1 protein-coding gene is annotated in these 334 nt (G+C 42.5%); it reads left to right on the top strand.

Annotation, left to right across the window (positions count from 1 at the left end):
- The coding region (locus tag AAEY62_RS21180; RefSeq protein WP_350636315.1) for a TonB-dependent receptor plug domain-containing protein at positions 1-334 on the top strand (334 nt) is incomplete at both ends.

The following is a 334-nucleotide window of genomic DNA, read 5'->3' on the forward strand; positions in this document are numbered from 1 at the left end:
TTTTCAGCTAGTTCTTTTGCTGCTGAGAAAAAAGAAAAGATTGAACGTGTAGAGGTTACAGGATCACGTATCAAACAAGTTGATATGGAAACTGCGTCACCAGTAACAGTTATTACTGCGGCTGATTTACAACTTTCGGGTGAAGCATCTGTTGCTGATGTTTTAAATAACACCTCAGTTAATAGCTTTGGTTCTTGGCGTGGTATGTCTGGTTACGGTAATGGCGCAGCAGCTACTAGTAATATCAATATGCGTGGTCTTGGTGCGCAATATACTCTAGTTTTACTTGATGGTCGCCGTATGCCAGGCACAAGTTCATCTTCAGGTGCAGCGG

It is taken from the genome of Pseudoalteromonas sp. GW168-MNA-CIBAN-0100 (assembly GCF_040309225.1).
In the GTDB taxonomy this organism is placed as follows: Bacteria; Pseudomonadota; Gammaproteobacteria; order Enterobacterales; family Alteromonadaceae; genus Pseudoalteromonas; species Pseudoalteromonas arctica.